14 protein-coding genes are annotated in these 20,372 nt (G+C 72.6%); 7 read left to right on the forward strand and 7 right to left on the reverse strand.

Translation table 11 applies throughout. From position 1 onward, the window contains the following. Positions 1–66: 66 nt before the first annotated feature. Positions 67–2,286: an ATP-dependent DNA helicase RecG gene (gene recG, locus ACIBW6_RS25055; RefSeq protein ID WP_399063272.1), complete on the reverse strand. Its 2,220-nt coding sequence runs from the start codon at positions 2,284–2,286 to the stop codon at positions 67–69. A gap of 173 nt (positions 2,287–2,459) precedes the next feature. Here recG and ACIBW6_RS25060 point away from each other — a divergent pair, with 173 nt between their 5' ends. After that, positions 2,460–4,271: an HSP90 family protein gene (locus ACIBW6_RS25060; RefSeq protein ID WP_399063274.1), complete on the forward strand. Its 1,812-nt coding sequence runs from the start codon at positions 2,460–2,462 to the stop codon at positions 4,269–4,271. Further along, complete coding sequence (locus ACIBW6_RS25065) at positions 4,268–6,973, forward strand: tetratricopeptide repeat protein (RefSeq protein ID WP_399063275.1); 2,706 nt, start codon at positions 4,268–4,270, stop codon at positions 6,971–6,973. Before ACIBW6_RS25060 ends, ACIBW6_RS25065 begins: the two co-directional genes overlap by 4 nt. A 26-nt stretch (positions 6,974–6,999) precedes the next feature. Here ACIBW6_RS25065 and ACIBW6_RS25070 read toward each other — a convergent pair whose 3' ends face one another. Beyond that, positions 7,000–8,691, reverse strand: coding sequence for a DAK2 domain-containing protein (locus ACIBW6_RS25070; protein WP_399063276.1), 1,692 nt, complete (start codon positions 8,689–8,691; stop codon positions 7,000–7,002). A gap of 261 nt (positions 8,692–8,952) precedes the next feature. Here ACIBW6_RS25070 and rpmB point away from each other — a divergent pair, with 261 nt between their 5' ends. The 3 genes from rpmB to ACIBW6_RS25085 all read left to right on the forward strand — a co-directional run bounded on the left by rpmB (position 8,953) and on the right by ACIBW6_RS25085 (position 14,182). Then, positions 8,953–9,138, forward strand: a complete 186-nt coding sequence (gene rpmB, locus ACIBW6_RS25075) for a 50S ribosomal protein L28 (RefSeq protein WP_003957616.1) — start codon at positions 8,953–8,955, stop codon at positions 9,136–9,138. A 145-nt stretch (positions 9,139–9,283) separates the two neighbouring features. Continuing rightward, positions 9,284–12,313: a BTAD domain-containing putative transcriptional regulator gene (locus ACIBW6_RS25080; protein ID WP_399063277.1), complete on the forward strand. Its 3,030-nt coding sequence runs from the start codon at positions 9,284–9,286 to the stop codon at positions 12,311–12,313. Positions 12,314–12,922: 609 nt separating this feature from the next. Next, positions 12,923–14,182, forward strand: coding sequence for an FAD-dependent monooxygenase (locus tag ACIBW6_RS25085; protein WP_399063278.1), 1,260 nt, complete (start codon positions 12,923–12,925; stop codon positions 14,180–14,182). On the opposite strand, the gene thiD is transcribed toward ACIBW6_RS25085, so the two are convergent. Both thiD and ACIBW6_RS25095 read right to left on the reverse strand, forming a co-directional pair. Further along, on the reverse strand, positions 14,128–15,069 hold the full coding sequence (gene thiD / locus ACIBW6_RS25090) for a bifunctional hydroxymethylpyrimidine kinase/phosphomethylpyrimidine kinase (RefSeq protein ID WP_399063280.1): 942 nt from the start codon (positions 15,067–15,069) through the stop codon (positions 14,128–14,130). The two genes, ACIBW6_RS25085 and thiD, sit on opposite strands and share 55 nt — an antisense overlap. After that, entirely contained in the window at positions 15,066–16,049 is a 984-nt protein-coding gene (locus ACIBW6_RS25095) for a thiamine-phosphate kinase (protein WP_399063282.1), read from the reverse strand. Before ACIBW6_RS25095 ends, thiD begins: the two co-directional genes overlap by 4 nt. A gap of 245 nt (positions 16,050–16,294) precedes the next feature. On the opposite strand from ACIBW6_RS25095, the gene ACIBW6_RS25100 reads away from it, so the two are divergent. Both ACIBW6_RS25100 and ACIBW6_RS25105 read left to right on the forward strand, forming a co-directional pair. Further along, positions 16,295–16,528, forward strand: a complete 234-nt coding sequence (locus tag ACIBW6_RS25100) for an Lrp/AsnC family transcriptional regulator (RefSeq protein ID WP_399063284.1) — start codon at positions 16,295–16,297, stop codon at positions 16,526–16,528. A gap of 20 nt (positions 16,529–16,548) precedes the next feature. Further along, complete coding sequence (locus tag ACIBW6_RS25105) at positions 16,549–17,058, forward strand: DUF3515 domain-containing protein (RefSeq protein ID WP_399063286.1); 510 nt, start codon at positions 16,549–16,551, stop codon at positions 17,056–17,058. Positions 17,059–17,246: 188 nt separating this feature from the next. On the opposite strand, the gene ACIBW6_RS25110 is transcribed toward ACIBW6_RS25105, so the two are convergent. The 3 genes from ACIBW6_RS25110 to ACIBW6_RS25120 all read right to left on the reverse strand — a co-directional run bounded on the left by ACIBW6_RS25110 (position 17,247) and on the right by ACIBW6_RS25120 (position 20,275). Beyond that, the gene (locus tag ACIBW6_RS25110) at positions 17,247–18,437 is read right to left on the reverse strand and encodes a D-alanine--D-alanine ligase family protein (RefSeq protein WP_399063288.1); all 1,191 of its coding nucleotides are present in this window, start codon (positions 18,435–18,437) and stop codon (positions 17,247–17,249) included. Positions 18,438–18,506: 69 nt separating this feature from the next. Beyond that, positions 18,507–19,517 (reverse strand): NAD(P)H-dependent glycerol-3-phosphate dehydrogenase, encoded by a 1,011-nt coding sequence (locus ACIBW6_RS25115; protein ID WP_399063290.1) that lies wholly within the window; start codon positions 19,515–19,517, stop codon positions 18,507–18,509. After that, positions 19,514–20,275, reverse strand: a complete 762-nt coding sequence (locus tag ACIBW6_RS25120) for a lysophospholipid acyltransferase family protein (protein ID WP_399063292.1) — start codon at positions 20,273–20,275, stop codon at positions 19,514–19,516. Before ACIBW6_RS25120 ends, ACIBW6_RS25115 begins: the two co-directional genes overlap by 4 nt. Positions 20,276–20,372: the final 97 nt, after the last annotated feature.

Consider the following 20,372-nt stretch of genomic DNA (forward strand, 5'->3'; position numbering starts at 1 on the left):
GTGCCGGCGAGGCCCGTCCCGATCAGTGTCTCAAAGGACGGGCCTCGTGACCTGGCCGGTAGGGGGTCACCCCTTGTCGAGGTACTGCTCGCGCTCCTCGTCGAGGAGGGCGTCGAGCGCCGTGCGCAGGCCCGGCAGTCCCGCCAGCTCCGGATCGGCCGTGACCACTCTGGTGGCCTCCTCGCGCGCCTCGGCGATGATCTCCTCGTCCTCGATGACGGCGAGCATCCGCAGCGAGGACCGCACGCCGGACTGGGCCTGTCCGAGCACGTCCCCCTCGCGGCGCTGCTCCAGGTCGATGCGGGACAGCTCGAAGCCGTCGAGGGTGGAGGCGACGGCGCCCAGGCGCGCGCGGGCCGGGCCGGCCTCGGGCATGTCGGTCACCAGGAGGCAGAGGCCGGGCGCCGCGCCACGGCCGACACGGCCGCGCAGCTGGTGGAGCTGGGAGACACCGAAGCGGTCGGCGTCCATGATCACCATGGCCGTCGCGTTCGGCACGTTCACCCCGACCTCGATGACGGTCGTGGCCACCAGGACGTCGGTCTCGCCCGCGGCGAAGCGGCGCATCACCGCATCCTTGTCGTCGGGGTGCATCCGGCCGTGCAGCACCTCGACGCGCAGGCCCTGGAGCGGGCCGTGCGCCAGCTCCTCGGCGACGGCGAGCACGGCCAGCGGGGGCCGCTTCTCCGCCTCGTCCTCGGCGGACTGCTTCTTCGCCGCGTTTTTGCCGCCCTTCTTGGGCTTCTCGTCCTCGTCGTCGCCGATGCGGGGGCAGACCACGTATGCCTGGTGCCCCTTGCCCACCTCCTCCCGTACGCGCTCCCACGCGCGCGCGAGGAAGTGCGGCTTGTCGGCGGCGGGCACCACATGGCTGGCGATCGGGGAGCGGCCGGCCGGGAGCTGGTCGAGGACCGAGGTCTCCAGGTCGCCGAAGACGGTCATGGCCACCGTGCGCGGGATCGGCGTCGCGGTCATGACCAGCAGGTGCGGGGGCTGCTTGCCCTTGGAGCGCAGCGCGTCGCGCTGCTCCACGCCGAACCGGTGCTGCTCGTCCACCACCACCAGACCCAGGTCGTGGAAGTGCACCTTGTCCTCGATCAGCGCGTGCGTGCCGATGACGAGCCCGGCCTCGCCGGTGACGAGGTCGAGCAGCGCCTGCTTGCGCGCGGCGGTCCCCATGGAGCCGGTGAGCAGCACGACCTTGGTGGAGTGCTCGGCGCCGCCCAGCATGCCGCCCTGCGCCAGCTCCCCCATCATCTCGGTGATCGAGCGGTGGTGCTGCTGGGCGAGGACCTCGGTGGGGGCGAGCATGGCGGCCTGGCCGCCCGCGTCGACGACGGCGAGCATGGCGCGCAGGGCGACCATCGTCTTGCCCGAGCCGACCTCGCCCTGGAGCAGCCGGTGCATCGGGTGCTCGGTCGCGAGGTCGTCGAAGATCTCTTTCGAGACCTTCTGCTGACCGTCGGTGAGGGTGAACGGCAGCTTCTCGTCGAAGGCCGTGAGGAGTCCGTCCGGCTTCGCCACGCGCGGGGCGGCGCTCAGCTGGGTGTCGGCGAAACGGCGGCGGGCGAGGGCGACTTGGAGGACGAACGCCTCGTCCCACTTGAGCCGGGCGCGCGCGTCGGCGATGTCGGCCTTCGTCCCCGGCCGGTGGATCTTGAGCAGCGCCTCGGTGAGCGGGACGAGCCCGCGGCCCTCGCGCAACGACTCGGGCAGCGGGTCGACGGCTTCCCGCGCACTGGGCAGCACCAGGTCGACGGCCTTGGCGATCTTCCAGGACTCCAGCTTGGCGGTGGCCGGGTAGATCGGCAGGAGCGCGCCGGCCCAGGAGCCCACGGTCTCGGCGGCGTCCTCGGAGGAGTCCGCGGTCAGCAACTGGTAGGCGGGGTGGGCCAGCTGCATCTTCCGGTTGAAGACGCCGACCTTGCCGGCGAACATCGCGCGGGTGCCCGGCAGCAGGTCCTTGTGGGGCTTGTGGATGCCGCGCCCGAAGAAGACGAGCTGGAGCTGGCCGCTGCCGTCGGTGATGGTGACTTCGAGACGCTGGCCACTGCCCCCGTTGAACCGCAGGACGCGGGCGGTCGCGACCTGGGCGACGACCGTGACGTGCTCGTCGAGGGGCAGCTCGGCGAGCCGGGTGAGCTCCCCGCGCTCGGCGTATCTGCGCGGATAGTGGTGGAGCAGGTCACCGACGGTGTGCAGGCCTAGATGCTCGGCCATCACCTTCGCGGTGGGAGGGCCGAGCACCTTCTTCAGCGGTTCTTCGAGCACGGGCACGAGATCCATTGCACACCACGCCACTGACATTCCCGCGCCGATCCCCCGATCACCCCTGAAAAACCGCTGGTCACAAGGGAGTGTCCCGCCCTAGGATGACCGGCTCAGACCTTGATCGCGGTCACCTCTCGCGGGACCGCCCGACCCGCGCCGTCGCCCGTCCCCCCACCGGCGCAGCGACGATGAACTCACAGACACCGCACACCTTCCAGGTCGACCTGCGCGGCCTCGTCGACCTCCTCTCCCACCACCTGTACTCCAGCCCCAAGGTCTACCTGCGCGAGCTGCTGCAGAACGCCGTGGACGCCATCACGGCCCGGCGCGCCGAGCAGCCCGGCACCCCGGCCACCGTGCGCCTGCACGCGGCGGCCGGGTCGCTGCGCGTGGAGGACTCGGGCATCGGCCTGACCGAGTCCGACGTGCACAGCCTGCTCGCCACGATCGGCCGCAGCTCCAAGCGCGGCGAGGGGCTCGAAGCGGCCCGCGCCGACTTCCTGGGGCAGTTCGGCATCGGTCTGCTCGCTTGCTTCGTGGTCGCCGAGCGCATCCGCGTCGTCAGTCGCAGCGCGCGCACGCCCGACGCGCCACCGGTCGAGTGGACGGCGCGCGACGACGGCTCGTACACGGTCCGCACGCTCCCGGACGAGGCCCGCGCCGAGCCCGGCACGACCGTGTACCTCCAGGCCCGTGCGGGCGCCGCCGACTGGCTGACCGAGGAGCGCGTGCTGTCCCTGGCGCGGGACTTCGGCTCGCTGCTGCCCTACGACGTGCGCGTCGGGGACACCCCGGTCACCGAGCTGCCCGCCGCCTGGAGCCGGACGTATCCCAGCCCGGCCGCGCGCCGGGTGGCCCTGGCCCGCCACTGCCACGAGCTGTTCGGCTTCACCCCGCTGGACTCGATCGACCTGGATGTGCCGCTCGCCGGCGTCCGGGGCGTCGCCCACGTGCTGCCGCAGGCGGTCAGCCCGGCCCAGCGCGCCGGCCACAGGGTCCACCTGAAGGGAATGCTGCTCACCGACCGGGCCGAGCAACTGCTGCCCGACTGGGCCTTCTTCGTGCGCTGCGTCATCGACACGGACAGCCTGCGCCCCACCGCCTCGCGCGAGTCCCTGTACGAGGACGAGACCCTGGCCGCCGTGCGCGAGGCCCTGGGTGAGCGCATCCGGGAGTGGCTGACTTCCTTGGCGGCCGGCGACCCCGAGCGGCTGGCCGCCTTCTTGTCGGTGCACCACCTGGGGGTCAAGTCCCTCGCGCGGCACGACAAGGAGATGCTGCGCACGATGCTTCCCTGGCTGCCGTTCGAGACGACCGACGGGCGGCTGTCCCTGGAGGAGTTCGCCCAGCGGCATCCGGTCGTGCACTTCACGCGGACCGTCGAGGAGTACCGGCAGGTCGCGCCGATCGCCTCCGCGCAGGGCGTCGGGGTCGTCAACGGCGGTTACACGTATGACGCCGATCTCGTCGAGGCGCTGCCCTCGGTGCGTCCCGGCACCGCCGTGTCGGAACTGGACGCGGACACGGTCACCGCGCACCTGGACGCCGTCGACCCCGCCGCTGAGCTGGCCCTGGCGGGCTTCCTGTCGGCCGCGCGGGCCAGGCTCGACCCGCTGGGCTGCGACGTCGTGCTGCGTGCCTTCCACCCCCTGACGGTGCCCGCGCTGCACCTGGACGACCGGGCGGCCCGGCACGAGCAGGCGCGCGCGGACGCCGAGGCGCAGGCCGACGACCTGTGGTCGGGCATCCTCGGCTCCTTGCGCGGCAGCGCCCCCCGCGCACGGCTGGTGCTCAACCACCTGAACCCGCTGATCCGCCGGATCAGCTCGCTCGCCGACCCCGAGCTGATCGGCACGGCGGCCGAGGCGCTGTACGGACAGGCCCTGCTGATGGCGCAGCGACCGCTGCGCCCCGCCGACTCCGCGCTCCTGAACCGCTCGTTCATCGGCCTCCTGGAGTGGGCCACGCACCCCGGCACCGGAAAGGACGACCCCCGATGAGCGACCTTATGGACCTGGACACACTGCGCAGGGCGATGGCGGAGAACGCCGCGCAGCCGGAGGGCCCCGCCCGTGGCGGCCGCGCGGAGCAACTGCTCGCCGAGGCCGAGCGGATCGGCGCCCCGCTCGCCGTGATCGAGGCGCTCGGCCATCAGCTGCAGATGTACAACTACAGCTCCGAGAAGGACAAGATGTTCGTCCCCTTCGCGCGGCTGCTGCGCATGTGGGACGAGCGCCCGGAGGACTTCGACGCCTACGAGACGCACGCGCTGCACTGGGTCTTCAAGTGGATGTCCGGCGGCATGCTGCACCAGCCGCACATTCCGCTCGCCTCCATAGAGAAGTGGCTCGGCGAGATGGAGCACCGCTACAGAGTGGCCGGTCATTCGGAGCGGGCCGTCCGGATGAGCGAGTTCTACATCGCCGACCACATAGGTGACGAGGAACGCGCCACGCGCGCGTACGACGCGTGGCTGGCTGCTGACCGCGACGACATGGCCGACTGCCATGCCTGTGAGCTGAACGGGCAGGGCGAGCGCCAGGCGGACCTGTTGCGCGACGAGCGTGCTCTGGAGCTGTGGGGGCCGGTCCTCAAGGGCGAACTCTCGTGCGCCCACGAGCCGCACGCCACCCTCGCCGTCTCGCTCGTGCCGCTGCTGCGGCTGGGCCGCCCGGAGGAGGCCCGCGCCCACCACCTGCGCGGCCACCGCCTCGTACGGTCGATGGAGTCCATGCGGAGCGCGTTCGCCTCGCACGTGGAGTTCTGCGCGCTGACCGGCAACGAGGCGCGGGCCCTGGAGCTGCTGGCGGAGCGGCCCGCCTACTTCACCGACAACGGCAATCCCCAGGCCCTGATGGACTTCCTCGGGGTCACCGCCTTGGTGATGGACCGGCTGGTCGCGCTGGGTCTGGGCGAGCAGACCGTCCCAGGACCCGCGGGCCGCGCCTGGACCGCCACCGAACTCGCCGTCCACGCGCGCGGAGAGGCCCTGTCCATCGCGGCGCGCTTCGACGCGCGCAACGGCACCGACCGGATCGGCGCACGGCTGCGGCGGCGGATGGACCAGCCGCCCCTGCTGGACCGGCTCCCTCTTGGCGTGCGGGTGACCCGCCCGGTCGCGGCGGCGCAGCCCGTGGCCGCGGCGCCCGCGGAGCCCGACCGGGACGCGGCGGCCCTGGTGGCCGAGGCACGGCGGCTGTCGGAGACCGAGGGCGGCCCGGACGCGGCCGCTGCCTGGCAGACCGCCGCCCGGGCCGCCGAGGCGCAGGGTCTGGAGCTCACCATCCACGACCGTGCGGAGGTCACCGACTACGCGGCGATGGACGCCGGGGACGCCCCGGAACTGTTCGCGCGGGCCGCCGAGTTGTACGAGGCCGCCGGGGACCCGGACGAGGCGTGGGCGGCACGCGCGCGGGGCGCGTACGCGTTGTCCCGCGTAGGGCGGACCGAGGAGGCCCTCGCCGCCATCCAGGAGCCGTACGCGCAGGTGCTCGGCGCTCTGCACGACCTGGACGCGGCGTCGGCCCGGCCTACCGCCGCCGTCCTGGCCTGCCGGGCGCGCATCCTGTTGGCGGCCCACACCGACGACGCTGACGACGCCGGGGCCGCCGAGGCCGAGGAGTGCGTCCGGCAGCTGCTCGCCGTCACCGAGCCGTACGGCGACGTGCCGCGGCTCGCCTCCCAGACCGCGTCGGCGCGGTCGATGCTGGGTGACATCGCGGTGCACCGCGGAGACCTGGAGTCGGCCGTGGCGCTGTACGAGGAGTCCGCGGCCGCGCACGTGGCGGCCGAGCGCCCCTGGCTCGCCGTGGACTGCTCGGTGCGGCTGGCCGGGCTCGCCCGGGAGCGCGACGACCTGGCAGGCGCCGAGGAAGCGCTGCGGGCCGCGCTGCAGTACGGCGAGGGCTATCTGGACCCTTACGGTGCGGCGCGGCTCCACCTTCAGCTCGCCGACGTGCTGGCCGCCACCGAACAGTTCGGCTCGGCGTCCGCGCATGCCTTGGAGGCCGCGCACTGGGCCGACGAGGCGGGCGGTGACTCCGGACTCGGCGCCTGGGCCCGCTTCCAGCTGGGCGGCCATCTGCTGCGTGAGGAGCGCATGGCGGAGGCAGCTGAGGTGCTGGAGTCGGCGCTGCTGGACCTCACCGCGGAGGACCACGGCGACGGAGCGCTGGTCCAGGCCCTGTGGTGGCTGGGTGACTGCGCCCGCGCGCTCGGCGAGCACGCACAGTCCGCCGAGGCCTGGCTGAAGGCGGCGGAGCTGGCCCAGCACTGGCCCGAGCAGCGCGATCACGCCATGCTGGCGAACCTTGCGGCGGACGCCCTGGACCGGGCGGGCCGACCGGAGGACGCGGATCGCGCCTACGCGCGCGCGGGCGAGCTGTGGAGCTCGGTGGGGAACGTGTATGCGGTGGTGCGCTGCCTGCGCGCGCGTGCCTGGCTGGACTCCGCGTCGGCGGAGGACGAGCGGGCGTTCATGACCGCGGCGATCCGTGCCTGCGAGGAGGCCCTGTCCGCCGAGGACGCGGACCGCGAGGCGGTGTGGTCCGAACGCGGTCACACGCACCGGCAGTTCGCCGAACTCCTGGAGCGGCGTGAGGACAAGGAGAGTGCGGCGCAGTTGGAGCGCGCCGCGGCAGCCTTCGACGAGGCGGGCGACACGGACCGCCGCGACGAGGCCCGCGCGGCGCTCTCCCGCTAGCTAGAGGCGGCCGCGAAGCGGCGTGGTCACTCGACGCCGATGAGCATCGGCGCCGAGCCCCGCCCGCCCCGGTACACCACGGTGTCGACCGCCAGATAGGTCTCGCGGACGTGCTGCTCCAGGCCGGCCGCGACCTCGTCGGGCACCGCCTCGCCCAGGACGAGGGTGACGAGTTCGCCCCCGGCCGCGAGCATGCGGTCGAGGACGGCGCGGGCGGTCGCCGGGACCTCGGCTCCGATGACGGCCACGTCGCCGTCGATGAGGCCGAGGACGTCACCGGCCTGGCAGATGCCGGCCATCGTCCACGACTGCCGTTCGGCGACGGCCAGTTCGGCGTACCTGGTCGCCCCGGCGGCCGAGGTCATCGCGACGACGTCCTCGTCGAAGCTCCGGTCGGGTTCGTGCACGGCGAGCGCGGCGATGCCCTGCACCGCGGACCGGGTCGGGATGAGCGCCACCCGCACGCCTTCGGACCGGGCCTGTCCGGCCGCGGCCGCCGCGGTGTGCCGCAGGTCCGCGTCGTTCGGCAGCAGCACCACCTCGCGGGCGTGGGCCCGCCGGATCGCGTCGACCAGCTCTCCGCTGGCCGGCGGTTCGCCGGGCCGGTCGGGCACGGTCGTCGCACCCGCCTCCGCGTACAGGCCCGCGAGCCCGTCGCCCGGCACGACCGCCACGACCGCCCGCTGCGCCCGCTCGCGCGGCGGCGCCGAGGAGCGGGCCGCGTGCGCGTCGCCGAGCCCGAAGTGCGTGATGCGGATGCGGTACGGCCGGCCCGCCTCGACGCCCGCCTCCACGGCGGCCCCGGCGTCGTCGACGTGCACGTGGACGTTCCACAGTCCGTCTCCGCCGACCACGACCAGTGAGTCCCCGAGGGCGTCGAGCCTGCTCCGCAACCGCGTCACGGCCCCCTCCTCGGCTTCGAGGAGGTAGATGACCTCGAACGCGGGTCCGGCGGCGTCGGGCTCCTCCGCACATTCCAGGGCCGACGTGCTCTCCACGCGCGCGTGCGGCGCCGTGACTTGGGCGCGTGCCGGGGCGGCCCGTCCGGAGACGGCCTCGCTCAACGCCCCGAGCACCACGACGAGGCCGCGGCCGCCCGCGTCGACGACCCCGGCCCGGCCGAGCGCCGCGAGCTGTCCGGGCGTCTCGTCGAGCGCCGCGCACGCGCCTTCGTAGGCGGCGCGGACCACGGCCGCGCAGTCGCCGTCACTGCCCGCGGCGGCGTGTGCGGCGGCCGTGGCCACGGTCAGGACCGTGCCTTCCACGGGGTGGGCGACCGCCTCGCGCGCGGAGACTGCGGCCCGTTCCAGCGCGAGCCGCAGCGTGTGCGCGTCCACGTGATCCGTCTCACGCACCGCGCCGCCCCCGGTGTCGCAGTCGTCCCCGCCACTGACAAGAACTTGGGCCATGCCGCGCAAGAGCTGCGCGAGGATCGTCCCGGAGTTGCCGCGGGCGCCGATGAGAGCGCCGTGGGCCATCGCGCGCATCACCTCGGGCAGCGCGGGGACGGCAGGCTCACGACCGGCCTGCAGGCCCGCGAAAACCGCTTCGACGGCCTGCTGCGCGGACTCGACGGTCAGGTAGAGATTGGTGCCGGTGTCGCCGTCGGCCACGGGATAGACGTTGATCGCGTCGATCTCCGCGCGGTCGCGGCCGAGCCCCTCCAGGGCCAGTGAGCACCAGGCGCGCACCGCGACGACGTCGAGCACCTGCGGCACCTGCGCCTCCTTGAGCGGCTGGACTGGCCTCGCAGAGTAGACCCCGCCCGCCGGACGCCGGGGAAGGGGCCCGCCCCAGGTGCCCGGGGCAGTGGGCCGGGCACCCATGGTAATTTCGTTGTACCGAAGCAGCCGTTGTATGCTGCTCCGGTTGCCCGATATCCATCGGGCCACCCCTGGCACCGCCACTCAGATCCTCCGATCCTGATCCCGGCATGCCGGGATCAACCGTAAGTGCATCTGAAGTCTTTGGAGTGACCCGTGGCTGCCAACTGCGACGTCTGCGGCAAGGGGCCGGGCTTCGGCAACAATATTTCGCACTCGCACCGCCGTACGTCCCGTCGCTGGAACCCGAACATCCAGCGTGTGCGTGCAGTGGTCGGTCGGACGCCGAAGCGGCTCAACGTCTGCACCTCGTGCATCAAGGCCGGCAAGGTCTCGCGCTGACGTTTCGCGTAGCGCGGCCACCTAGCTGGTTGCTTGGAAGAGCCGGTCCCCTCGGGGGCCGGCTTTTTCGTATGTCCCGCGCCGGATCCGCCCCGGCATTCCTGGACCCGGCGCCACTGTCAGTGGCGGCTGAGAGACTCTGCGCATGCGGTTCGGCATCCTCGGCCCCCTCGACGTGCGGGCCCACGACGGCAGCCCCCTGGACCCCGGGGGGCCGCGGCCGCGTGCCCTGCTGACGGTGCTGCTGCTGGACGCCGGACGCGCGGTCCCGGCCGGGCGCCTCATCGACGGTCTGTACGGCGAGGACCCGCCGGCCAACGCCGCCAACGCGTTGCAGTCGCATGTCTCCCGGCTCCGCAAGCGGCTGGGCGTGGAGATCGAGGCGGGGCCCGCCGGATACCGGCTCGTCGTCGACCCGGACACCGTGGACGTGCACCGCTTCACCCGGCTATCCCGGGAAGGCAGGCTCGCGCTGACCGCAGGGGACCACGCGCGCGCGGCGGCGCTCCTGCACGAGGCCCTCGCCCTGTGGCGCGGTCCGGCGCCGGTGGATTCACCGCGCCTGGACGAGCTGCGCCTCGCAGCCGTGCAGGACCGGATCGAAGCCGACCTCGCCCAAGGAGCGGCGGCGGACCTGGTCGCCGAGGTGCGCGAGCTGATCGCACGAAACCCGCTCGGCGAGCGCCTGTACGGACTGCTGATGCGCGCGATGCACGCGGCAGGGCGGCCCGCCGAGGCGTTGCGCGTCTACGACGAGGCGCGGCAGGTGCTGGCGGACGAGCTGGGCACGGACCCGTCGCCCGAGCTGTCGGCTCTCCACCTGGAGCTGCTGCGGGACCAGGGGCAGGCGCCATCGCGGCAGCGTGGAGTGCCGGCCCAGCTGACGCCCTTCGTGGGGCGCACCGACGAACTGGCCAGGATCGCCGCCCTGCTGGATCAGGCCCGGCTGGTGACGCTGACCGGACCCGGCGGCGCCGGCAAGACGCGGCTCGCCATCGAGGCGGGCCGGGCCCGCGAGGACGTCTGTTACGTGGAGCTGGCGCCTCTCACCGACCCCGCGGCGATCCCGTACGCGCTCCTCACCGCGCTCGGAGTGCGGGAAGGGCTGCGGGGGCCGCAGGGCGAGAAGGGCATGGAGCGGCTCGTGAGCGCGCTCGACGGCCGCACTCTGCTGCTCGTGCTGGACAACTGTGAGCATCTGGTCGAGGGCGCCGCCCAGGTCGCGGGCACGCTCCTGGGCAGCTGTCCTGACGTGCGCGTCCTGGCGACCAGCCGGGAGGCGCTCGGCATCACCGGTGAGGTGCTGTGCCCGGTGCCACCGCTCGCGGCCGGCCCCGCGGCGCAGTTGTTCCGTGACCGTGCGGCGGCGGTACGCCCGGACCTCGCGGCGGGCGACGGCACGCACGACACCCGGATCGCCGCCATCTGCGAAGCCCTGGACGGACTGCCGCTGGCGATCGAGCTCGCCGCCGCCCGGCTGCGCACGCTCACGGTCGACGAGCTGGCCGACCGGCTCGACGACCGCTTCCGGCTCCTGTCGCGCGGGGACCGCACCAAGGCGCCGCGCCACCGCACGCTGCGGGCCGTCGTCGAGTGGAGCTGGGAGCTGCTCGACGAGGAGGAGCGGGACCTCGCCTGCCGGATGACGGTGTTCGTGGGCAGCGGCCTCCTGGGCGGCGCGACGCTGGACGCCGTGGAGGCGGTGTGCGGCATCCCCTACCCGGAGGATCTGCTGGCCTCGCTGGCCGAGAAGTCGTTCCTGGAAGCGTCCGACGGGCGCTATCGAATGCTGGAGACGATCCGCGCCTTCTGCGCCGAGCAGTTGGCCGGCGACCTCCTGGCAGAGCTGAAGGCCGCTCACGCCGCCTACTTCCTGCGGCTCGCGGCGGCGGCCGAGCCGCGTCTGCGCGGCCACGACCAACTCCCCTGGCTGGCCCGGCTCGCCACCGACCGCGGCAATCTGGACGCCGCCCTGCGCCACCTCCTTCATGCCGCTCCGACCGACGCGCTGCGTCTGATGGCGGACCTGACCTGGTTCTGGCGGCTGCGCGGGCTGGCCGGTGAGCGGGTCGCCCTGGCCCGTGAGCTGATGGACGTGGTGGGCGCGCAGCCGCCGCCCGGCCTGGAGGAGGAGTACGCGCTGTGCGCGCTCAACGCGGTGAGCGGCGACAGCGACGAGGCCCGGCTGGCGCGGGCGGACCGTGCGCTGGCCACGATGGACCACCAGTTGCGGCTGCCGTTCACGGTGGTGCTGTGGACGCTCGCCGTGGGGCCCGAGCGATCGCGCGACGAGCGGGTGCGCGCGCAGATCGGCGCCGATCCGTGGGGGCGGGCGCTGCTCGCCGTGGGCCTCGGGTTCCAGGAGCAGTTCGCCGGGCGTCCGGCGGCGTCGGAAGCCCTCTTCGCCCAGGCCCTGGCCGGTTTCCGGGAGACCGGGGACCGCTGGGGCATGGCCAATTCCCTTGATCAGCTGGGGTTGTTCGCCGACTGGCGCGGTGAGCGTGAGCGCGCGCTGGAGCTGATCGACGAGGCGCTTCGGCACGCGCACGCGCTGGCCGCGCCCGAGGAGACCGCTGACCTGCTGTGCAGACGCGGCGCCATCTTGTTGCGCACCGGGGCGTACGAGGAGGCCGCCGCGGATTTCGCCCGGGCCGGTGAGCAGGCTCGGGCGGCGGGCGCGCCCGAGAAGGTGGCCGGGGCGCTGTGGGGCAGTGGCGACGCGGCGCGGCTGGCCGGGGACACGGCACTGGCGCGCGAGCATTACGAAGCGGCTCTGGAGACGAGCGCCCGTTCCTGGTTCAGCCTCGGGCAGACCGTGCACATCTTTCTGGGCCTCGGGCGGGTGGCGCTGGCCGAGGGGCGTACGGACGAGGCGGACGACTGGTTCGCGCAGGCCCGCACGTTGTCGGCGGGGCCGCCGCCTCAGCGGCTCGAGCTTGCGCGGGTGGCGGAGGCGTTGGCGTGCCGGGTCGTGGAGGGTGGGGTTCCGGGTGAGGCCGAGCATGCGGTGATGTTGCTCGGCGCCGCGTCCGCGCTGCGGGGGCAGCTCATCGTGGACGACCCGGATGTCACTCCGACGGAGCGGCGTCTTCGGCGGCTGGTGGCGCCCGAGGTGTTCCAGAAGGCGTTCGAGTTGGGCGGGGTGTTGCGGGGCGACGCGGTGCGGGTGCCGTAGGGGGCGGGACCTGGCCATGCCGCTTTGCGCGACGGCCCTCGGTATTGGGCTGCGCGATGCGTCCCGCAGTAGTACGTCGACCGCGGGCCCGGTGGGGGCGGGTCGCGCAGTTCCCCGCGCCCCTAGGCAGTCGTTCGGCTGCGGCACCATCGTGGTTGCTCGCGCAGTTCCCCGCGCCCCTGAAGGCAGGCGGCTTCGCCGCTGCCCCCAGGCCCGAGAGGCCGATGAGATAGCGCACGAAGTGCGCATCTCAGGGGCGCGGGGAACTGCGCGAGCAACCGCCACGACGGGCCAGCCGAACGACTACCCAGGGGCGCGGGGAACTGCGCGGCCAGCCCCCACGGCGGGCCAGCCGAACGACTGCCTAGCGGGGAACGGCGCGAGAAGCCCCACCGGCCGGGCAGCCGAGCAACGACCCATTGAGGGGCGCGGGGAACTGCGCGACCCACCCCCACCGGACCCGCGGACGGCGATCGCCGAGGTCGGGTCCCGGTCCGAGGCACGAGCGGGGTCAGCCCCGACCCCGGCCATGCCCCACCAGTGGCAACGGTAAGCCGCGGTCAGCGGATGGTCAGCGAACGGTAAGCGCCGGGCCGCAAGCTCACTGCCATGACAAAGCGAACGCACGCAGACAACACCCTGGCCCACCTGAACATCCTGGTCTCCGGAGCAAGCATCGCCGGCCCGGCAATCGCCTACTGGCTCTCCCACCAAGGCGCCCGCGTCACGGTCGTCGAGAAGGCCCCCGCACTGCGCGAGGGCGGCTTCGCGGTCGACTTCCGCGGTGCGGTCCACCGCACCGTCCTCACCCGCATGGGCATCTGGGACGCCCTGCACGAGATGCAGACGGACATGGGCCGCCAGACGATCGTCGCCGCGGACGACAGCGAGCGCGTCGACCTGCCCGCCCACCTGATGAGCGGAGACGTCGAGGTGTTCCGCGGCGATCTCTCCGCGCTGCTGTACGAGCGGACGAAGGACCGCGTCTCCTACGTCTTCGGCGACTCCATCGACACGCTCACCGAGACGGCCACCGGCGTCGACATCACGTTCGAGCAAGGTGCGCCCCGCTCCTTCGACCTGGTCGTGGGCGCGGACGGCCTGCACTCCCACACCCGCCGCCTCGCCTTCGGCGACGAGTCCCAGTACCTGCGCTTCCTCGACTACTACATCGCGGGCTTCGACATGCCCAATCACCTGGAACTCGACCGCACCGCCCGGCTGTACAGCGAGCCGGGCCGCACCGCGATGATCAACAACTACGACGGGGACCCGGAGCGGGCCGGCGCCGCCGTGGTGTTCCGCTCGGAGCAGCTGGCCTACGACCGCAAGGACGTGGCACACCAGAAGCGGATCGTCGCCGAGCAGCTGCACGGCATGGCGTGGCCGCATGCCCGCCAGATGCGCGACGCGCTCGACGCCGCCGACGACCTGTACTTCGACGCCATCGCCCAGGTCCACGTGGACCGGCTCTCCCAGGGCCGGGTGGTCCTGCTCGGGGACGCGGGGCACGGCGCCACGATGGGCGGCATGGGCACCGGTACGGCGCTGGTGTCGGCCTATGTCCTCACGGGCGAGCTGGTCGCGGCGCGGGGTGACCACCGCACCGCCTTCGCGGCCTTCGAGGCGGAGATCACGAAGTACGCGAAGGGCTGCCAGAAGCTCTCCGGGAACGCCGGGCCGTTCTTCGCCCCGCCCACCGAGGCGAAGATACGCAGCCGCAACCGGGTCTACCGGATGCTCGGGTCCCGCCTCCTGGCGAGCTTCTTCAAGCGCCTCACCGAGAAGGCGGCCGACGACCTGACGCTCAAGGACTACGGCCTGGCCGGTGAGTCCGTGCCCGAGGCCGGCCTGAACCTCCAGCCGTGATCCACCGGCCCGATGCCCCCGCCGAGGGCGAACCCGGCAGCGATCGCCCCGGTCACGTACGCCTTGGCCGCCTGTACGGCATCGGGCACCGACTGTCCCTTTGCCAGCTGTGCCGCGATCGCGGAGGCGAGGGTGCAGCCCGTGCCGTGTGTGTGGCGGTTGTCGTGACGCGGCGCGCGCAGCCAGTACTCCTCGGACCCGTCCGTGAGCAGATCCACGGCATCGCCCTGGGCCTCCGCCGTGGCCGCGCCGCTCGCGACAGCCCCCGCCGAACCGGCCCCCGCGACGCCCGGCCCCCCGCCGGCCGGGGCCACCCCACCCGACGCAGGAACGGAGCGCAGATGTCCCCCCTTGATGACCACCCAGCGGGGCCCGTACGCGAGCATCGCCGCGGCGGCGCGGCGCATGCCGTCCTCCGATTCGACGTGGAGGCCGGTGAGTTGGGCGACCTCGTCGAGGTTCGGGGTGGCGACGGTGGCGGTCGGCAGCAGTTTGGTCCGCACGGATTCCAGGGCGGACGCGGCCAGCAGCGAGTCGCCGTGCTTGGAGACGCCGACCGGGTCGATGACGACCGGGGCGTCGGTTCCCGCGAGCAGCTCGGCGACGCACTCGACGAGTTCGGGAGAGGCGAGCATCCCCGTCTTGACGGCCTGGACCCCGATGTCGTCGACGACGCTGCGGTACTGGGCGCGGACCGCCTCGACGGGCAGCTCCCAGGCTCCCTGTACCCCGAGGGAGTTCTGCGCGGTGACGGCGGTGACGACGCTCATGCCGTGGGTGCCGAGCGCGAGCATGGTCTTCAGGTCGGCCTGGATGCCGGCGCCGCCGCCCGAGTCGGATCCGGCGACGGTCAGCACGCGGACCGGCGCGGAGGTGGCGGCGCTCACGATTCGATCTCCCCACCGGGGAAGTCGTCCCCGAAGTGGTCCCAGCCGCCCTTGCTGGTCCAGGGCGCACCGTCCACGGTGACCTGGGGCAAGGCCGAGGGGTTGAGCACCTCGCCGATCACCTTCCAGCGGGCGGGCAGTTTCACGTCCCGGGGGAAGGTGGCCACGATCGCGTGGTCCTCTCCCCCGCTCAGCACCCACTGCAGGGGGTCGACGCCGACGGCCTGTCCGATGTCGTTCATCTGGGAGGGCACGTCCACCTTCCCGGAGGCGATGTCGATGCGGACCTTGCTGGCCTCCGCGATGTGGCCGAGGTCGGCGATGAGTCCGTCGCTGACGTCGCACATGGCGGTCGCGCCGAGTCCAGCCGCGGCGGGGCCCGCGTGGTACGGCGGCTCGGGGCGGCGGTGGGCCTCGACGAAGGCGCGCGGGGAGCGGAAGCCGCGGGAGAGGACGGCGTATCCGGCCGCGGACCAGCCGAGCCAGCCGGTCACGGCCACGACGTCGCCGGGGCAGGCGCCGGCCCGGGTGACGGGCTCGTGGTTGCGCAGGTCGCCGAGGGCGGTGATGGCGATGGTGATGGTCTCGCCGCGGACGACGTCACCGCCGACCACGGCGGCACCGGCCACCTGGCATTCGTCGCGCAGGCCGTCCATCAGCTCGGACGGCCAGGACGCGGGGAGTTCGGCGGGCACGACAAGGCCGAGCAGCAGGGCGGTCGGCACGGCGCCCATGGCCGCGATGTCGGCGAGGTTCTGTGCGGCGGCCTTGCGGCCGACGTCGTACGCCGTGGACCAGTCGCGCCGGAAGTGCCTGTTCTCCAGCAGGACGTCCGTGCTGGCGACGACCCTGCGGTCCGGCGCGGCGATCACCGCGGCGTCGTCCCCGGGGCCGATCCGTACGGCCGGGGTGGTGGTGAGCCGCGAGGTCAGTTCTCGGATGAGCCCAAACTCCCCCAGCTCGCCGACGGTGCCCTTCATGCGCGTACTACCCCTTCTGCCCCGGCCTGCTTGCGGTCGCGAGCCGTCTCTGTCATGGGTACGGTTTCTGTCATGGGCGCGCCCTCCGCTTTCCTTGTGGGCCTGCCCCCTGCGATCACTCGCGCGGCCGCCGTGTCCACGGTGTGTACGCCACAGCCACCCCGGGTCTCCCCGCGACGAGCGGCGACGCGATACCGTGGCGTCCCTTTCCCCCACATGATCCTCGTGGCCGCCCTGGAGGTTCCGTGGTACAGGCGTACATCCTGATCCAGACCGAAGTCGGCAAGGCGTCGACCGTCGCCGAGCTGATCGCCAAGATTCCGGGAGTCATCCAGGCCGAAGACGTCACAGGTCCCTACGACGTGATCGTGCGGGCGCAGTCCGACACCGTCGACGAGCTGGGTCGCATGGTGGTCGCGAGAGTCCAGCAAGTGGACGGCATCACGCGCACCCTGACCTGCCCGGTCGTCCACCTCTAGCCCCCGTCTACCCTGTTCCGGTGGACTTTTTCCGTCACCGGCTCCGTCATCTCATCGGGCTGCCCGCGCTCTGCCTGCTGGCTGCCGTGGCGGGCTGCTCCTCGGCAGACGGTCGTGCGTCGGTCGTGGTTCCCCGTCCGGGCGCGACGACCGCGAGGCTGTGCCGGGACCTGGACCAGGCCCTGCCGTCGAAGGTGGACGGCCTGAGCCGCGAGGACCCCGAACCCGCGTCCACGTTGACCGCGGCCTGGGGAAGCAACGCGATCATACTGCGCTGCGGTGTCGAGCGGCCCCCCAAGATGGTCGACCCGAAGGTGGCCGAGGGCGCAGACCCCGACGCGGTCGCCGGCGGGGTGAACGGGGTCGACTGGCTGATGGAGAAGCAGGACGACGGGTCGTACCGCTACACCACCGCCAGTCGCCGGGCGTACGTCGAGGTCCGGGCGGAGAAGGGGCGGGACGCGTCCGGCGTGCTCGTGGACCTGGCCCCGGCGCTGAAGAAGGCGATCCCCAAGGGCTTCGCCTTCTGAGGGCTTCGCCTTCTGAGGGCTTCGCGTTCTGCGGGCTTCGCGTTCTGCGGGGCTTCGTCTTCGGACCGCCGGGGTCGACCAGCACCCGCGTCCCGGCACCTGACGCCCAGGCATCCAGCGCGCGGGCGCCCAGGCATCCAGCGTGCGGGCGCCCGGGCCCCGAGCCGGTCCCGCCCCCGAGCGGAGCGCTAGCGCAGGCCCGTCGGGCGGCGCAGGGCGGCCTGGAGCAGGCGGTCCACCAGCTCCGGGTAGCTGACGCCGCTCTCCTGCCACATCCGCGGGTACATCGAGATGGGCGTGAAGCCGGGCAGCGTGTTGATCTCGTTGATCACGAACTCGCCGTCCTCCCCGAGGAAGAAGTCGGCGCGGACGATGCCCTCGCAGGAGACGGCGTCGAAGGCGGCGACGGCGAGCCGCTGGACCTCCGCGGTCTGCTCGGGGGTGAGCGGGGCGGGCACGATCCCGGCGGCGGAGTCGATGTACTTCGCCTCGAAGTCGTAGAAGTCGTGGGCCTGCACGGGCGGGATCTCGGCCGGGGCCGAGGCGCGGGGCCCGTCCTCGAACTCGAGGACGCCGCACTCGATCTCGCGTCCGGCGATCGCCGCCTCGACGATGACCTTGGGGTCGTGGGCGCGGGCGGTCTCCATCGCCTCGTCGAGTCCGGCGAAGGACTCCACCTTGGTGATGCCGATGGAGGAACCGGCGCGGGCGGGCTTGATGAACAGCGGCCAGCCCTGCTCGCCGGCGAACTCGGCGATGCGCCGCCGGGCCCCTTCCTGGTCGCGTTCCCACTCGCGGGGCCGCACGACGAGGTACGGGCCGACCTTCAGACCGAAGGAGGTGAAGATCCGCTTCATGTACTCCTTGTCCTGGCCGACGGCCGAGGAGAGCACCCCGCAGCCGACGTACGGCGTGCCGGACAGGTCCAGGAGCCCCTGGATCGTGCCGTCCTCGCCGTAGGGACCGTGCAGGACGGGGAAGACGACGTCGACGTCGCCGAGGACCTTGGGCACGGAGCCCGGCTCGGTGTAGACGACCTCGCGCGAGGCCGGGTCGACGGGAAGCACCACGCCGCCCTCCGGTGACTCCGTGAGATCGGCGACGTCCGGAACCTTGCGGTCGGTGATCGCCATCCGCTCCGGGTCGTCCGTCGTCAGCGCCCAGCGTCCCTCGCGCGTGATGCCGATGGGCAGGACGTCGTACACGGAGCGGTCGATGGCGCGCAGTACGGCGCCGGCCGTGACGACCGAGACGCCGTGTTCGGAGCTACGACCACCGAAGACGACGGCGACGCGCGGCTTCTGCCCGCTCGTACGACGCTCGCTCGCACGGCTCTCGCTCGCACGGCTGGGGCTCTGGGGGAGGTTCTCGCTGCTCATATCGCGATGAGCGTACCTGCTGGTAGTACCGGAGTCAGCGCTGCGGAGCCGTGCCGTGCCGCGGGTGGCTCAGCGTCGTTCGGGCTTGGCGGAGCGCGACATGAGCTCCTTGACGGCGACGACCGGCGGCTTGCCCTCGTGGACGATGCCGACGACCGTCTCGGTGATCGGCATGTCGACGCCGTGCCGGCGGGCCAGGTCGAGCACGGACTCGCAGGACTTGACGCCCTCGGCGGTCTGCCTGGTGACCGCGATGGTCTCCTCCAGCGTCATGCCCTTGCCGAGGTTGGTGCCGAAGGTGTGGTTGCGCGACAGCGGTGAGGAGCAGGTGGCGACGAGATCGCCGAGGCCCGCGAGGCCGGAGAAGGTCAGCGGGTCGGCGCCCATCGCGTGCCCGAGCCGGGTCGTCTCCGCGAGGCCGCGGGTGATGAGCGAGCCCTTCGTGTTGTCGCCCAAGCCCATGCCGTCGGCGATGCCGACGGCGAGACCGATGACGTTCTTGACGGCGCCGCCGAGCTCGCAGCCGACCACGTCGGTGTTGGTGTAGGGCCGGAAGTACGGGGTGTGGCAGGCGACTTGAAGACGCTGGGCGACTTCCTCGTCGCGGCAGGCGACGACCGCGGCGGCGGGCTGGCGGGCGGCGATCTCCCGGGCGAGGTTCGGTCCGGTGACGATCGCGATCCGGTCCTCGCCGACCTTCGTGACGTCCTCGATGACCTCGCTCATCCGCATCGCGGACCCCAGCTCGACGCCCTTCATGAGGGAGACGAGCACGGTGTCGGGGGCGAGCAGGGGCGCCCACGCGGCGAGGTTGGCGCGCAGCGTCTGCGAGGGCACGGCGAGCACGGTGAAGTCGGCGTCCGCGGCGGCCTCGGCCACGTCGTCCGTCGCCCGCACGCTCGCGGGCAGCTCCACGTCGGGCAGGTAATCCGGGTTGCGGTGCGTGGAGTTGATGGCGTCGACCAGTTCGGCGCGGCGGCCCCAGAGGGTGACCTCGCAGCCGGCGTCGGCGAGCACCATGGCGAAGGCCGTGCCCCACGAGCCGGTCCCGAAGACTGCTGTCCGCACGGGTCGGGTCACTTCGTCTCCTCCGAACTACCGCTCTGCGCCCGCAACTTGCGGCGCTGCTCGATGCGCGCCTCGCGGGGGTCGTACCGCTTCGGCGGAGCCTGCTCGCCGCGCAGCTCCGCCACCAGGGAGGTGATCTCGGTCATGATGACCTCGGTCACCTCCTTCAGGAGTTCCGGGGTCATTTCCTTGTCGTAGAAACGCGTCAGGTCGACCGGCCGGCCGGCCAGGACCTGATGCGTCTTGCGCGGAAAGAAATGCGGCTTCTTCGCGTAGGGGGCGAGTGCCTCGGTGGCGCCCCACTGGCCGACGGGAATGACCGGGCACCGGGTCTGGAGCGCCACGCGCGCCACGCCGGTCTTACCGGTCATCGGCCACAGATCGGGATCGCGGGTGAGCGTTCCTTCGGGATAGAAGGCGACGCACTCACCGCGCTCGACGGCGTCGATCGCGGCACGGAAGGCGCTCAGCGCGTTCGTGGACTCGCGATACACGGGAATCTGTCCGGTGCCGCGCATCGCCGCCCCCACGAAGCCCTTCCGGAAGAGGCCGTGCTTGGCGAGGAAACGCGGGACCCGTCCGGTGTTGTACTGATAGTGGGCGTACAGGAACGGGTCGAGATGCGAATTGTGGTTCACCGCGGTGATAAATCCGCCGTCGGCAGGAATGTTCTCCATTCCGCGCCAGTCCCGCTTGAACAGAACCACCAGCGGCGGTTTGCAGAGGACCGCTGCGAAGCGGTACCAGAAGCCGATTCTGCGGCGGGACACTCGGACACCTTCCTCTAGGACCTGGCACGTGGGACCCCGTCGGGCCGCACAAGTGTCGCCCCAGTCCACCGGTCTGTCGAGAACACCGTACGCCCGC

The organism is Streptomyces sp. NPDC049813 (assembly GCF_044465085.1).
Lineage (GTDB): Bacteria > Actinomycetota > Actinomycetes > Streptomycetales > Streptomycetaceae > Streptomyces.

Bases quoted from the DNA above. Each gene is read 5' to 3' on its own strand.
- ACIBW6_RS25095 (WP_399063282.1), bottom strand. From the start codon at position 16,049: ATGAAGGGCACCGTCGGCGAGCTGGGGGAGTTTGGGCTCATCCGAGAA.
- ACIBW6_RS25085 (WP_399063278.1), top strand. From the start codon at position 12,923: ATGACAAAGCGAACGCACGCAGACAACACCCTGGCCCACCTGAACATC.
- ACIBW6_RS25065 (WP_399063275.1), top strand. From the start codon at position 4,268: ATGAGCGACCTTATGGACCTGGACACACTGCGCAGGGCGATGGCGGAG.
- ACIBW6_RS25080 (WP_399063277.1), top strand. From the start codon at position 9,284: ATGCGGTTCGGCATCCTCGGCCCCCTCGACGTGCGGGCCCACGACGGC.
- ACIBW6_RS25060 (WP_399063274.1), top strand. From the start codon at position 2,460: ATGAACTCACAGACACCGCACACCTTCCAGGTCGACCTGCGCGGCCTC.
- ACIBW6_RS25110 (WP_399063288.1), bottom strand. From the start codon at position 18,437: ATGAGCAGCGAGAACCTCCCCCAGAGCCCCAGCCGTGCGAGCGAGAGC.
- recG (WP_399063272.1), bottom strand. From the start codon at position 2,286: ATGGATCTCGTGCCCGTGCTCGAAGAACCGCTGAAGAAGGTGCTCGGC.